The 1,594-nt window shown below is 67.9% G+C and carries 2 protein-coding genes and 1 pseudogene; 2 read left to right on the forward strand and 1 reads right to left on the reverse strand.

Annotation, left to right across the window (positions count from 1 at the left end; all coding sequences use genetic code 11):
• On the forward strand, positions 1-739 hold a 739-nt coding region (locus AB4Y84_RS21185), incomplete at its 5' end, for a helix-hairpin-helix domain-containing protein (RefSeq protein WP_442250879.1).
• Positions 740-821: 82 nt separating this feature from the next.
• Positions 822-1,328 (forward strand): hypothetical protein, encoded by a 507-nt coding sequence (locus tag AB4Y84_RS21190; RefSeq protein ID WP_353098355.1) that lies wholly within the window; start codon positions 822-824, stop codon positions 1,326-1,328.
• Positions 1,329-1,338: 10 nt separating this feature from the next.
• Here AB4Y84_RS21190 and AB4Y84_RS21195 read toward each other — a convergent pair.
• Positions 1,339-1,594 (reverse strand): annotated as a pseudogene (locus tag AB4Y84_RS21195) (transcriptional regulator PtsJ); the annotation flags it as partial.

A 1,594-nucleotide genomic window follows, 5' to 3' on the forward strand; every position in this document is an offset into this window, starting at 1 on the left:
GGACTGCACGTTGGACTTCAGCAAAGGCGCGGCGGCGATCCGCCTCGGCCTGCGCCTGGTCGATGGCTGCAGCGAACCGGCCGCGCAGGTCATYATGCGCGAACGCGCGCGGCGCCCATTCGACGATGTCGGCGACCTCTGCCAGCGCACCGCACTGGATCGCCGCCAGCAGGGCCTGCTTGCCGATGCCGGTGCCCTGCGAGGCCTCAGCGGCCATCGCCATCGTGCACGCTGGGATATCTCCGGCGTGGAGAACCGCCTGCCGTTGTTCGACCAGGCCCGCGCCACTGCCGAAGCACGCGTGGCCCTGCCCCTGCCCAGCGCCTGGGAAGACATGCAGGCCGATTACCGCAGCACCGGCACCACCCTCGGCCGCCATCCAATGTCGTTCCTGCGTGCGCAGCTGCGAACCCGCGGTTGCCTGGATGCCGCGCAGCTGGCCAACCACGGCCATGGCCGGCGCGTACGCATCGCCGGCCTGGTACGCATGCGCCAGCGCCCGCAGACCGCCAGCGGCGTCACCTTCCTTACTCTGGAAGATGAAACCGGCATGGTCAACGCCGTGGTCTGGCGACATCTGGCCGACCGCCAGCACCACATCCTGGTAGATACGCAGCTGATGCAGATCGACGGCCGACTGGAACGCGTGGATGGCGTACAGCATGTGATCGTGCAGCGCATGCATTGCCTGGACGAACTGCTGCAGGGACTGCGCAGCCACAGCCGCGACTTCCATTGACGGTACACACCGTCACACAACGAACTGACCACGACCGACCGGATTCCGCTATCGTCGGTCACGTCCAAGGAAGGAATACACAATGGCCCGTGCCCTGACCCTGACCACCCTGGTGGTCGCCACACTCGCGTTGATCGTTTCCGGCTGGACCGCCTGGAACCTGCATCGCAGCCAATCACCGCAACGCGTGATCGAAGCGCGCGGCTTGATCATCCACGATGCCAGCGGCCAGCCACGGGTGATCCTCGGCGCACCGGTCCCCGAGCCCCTCAGCCAAGGCCGCCCGCAGGGGCCGCGTGCCAACGCCCTGTCCGGCCTGATCCTGCTCGGCCCCGATGGTTCCGAGCGCGGCGGCTACGGCACCAGCGACCAAGGTGGCGAAGCCCTGCTGACGCTTGACGATGCGACCGGCACCACGGAAGTCTTCAAAGTGGTCGCCAACCCGGACCGCGGTGCCAGCCTAATGGTCAAGCACCAGAACAACACCGGCGCCATGCTGAGTTCCTGGCAGGGAAAGCCGGAGCTGGTGTTCCTCGACGACAGCGGCCAGTCCTACTACGTGCGACCCGGCGCCAGCGCCGCACCCTGAGCGCACACCCTCAGCGCATCACCGCCGCCAGGTCATCGGCCAATCGCCGTTGCTGCGGCGGGCCGAGTGCCGCACAGGTGATGCGCAACCCATGCGCCGGAGCAGCCACCGCAAACACTTCACCCCCGCGCACATGCCAGCCACGCGCCGCCAGCGCCAGCACCTGCGGCGTGCTGTCGGCCGGCAACGGCAGCCACAGATTCAAGCCTTCCATCGGCAAGGGTGTCGGCAGCCCGCGCGCCTGCAACAGCGCCTGCAGACCCTGC

Origin of the sequence: Stenotrophomonas sp. 2YAF22 (assembly GCF_052114665.1) — a bacterium.
Classification (GTDB): Bacteria; Pseudomonadota; Gammaproteobacteria; order Xanthomonadales; family Xanthomonadaceae; genus Stenotrophomonas; species Stenotrophomonas indicatrix.

Coding starts and splice junctions, on each gene's coding strand:
- AB4Y84_RS21190 (WP_353098355.1), top strand. CDS start 822: ATGGCCCGTGCCCTGACCCTGACCACCCTGGTGGTCGCCACACTCGCG.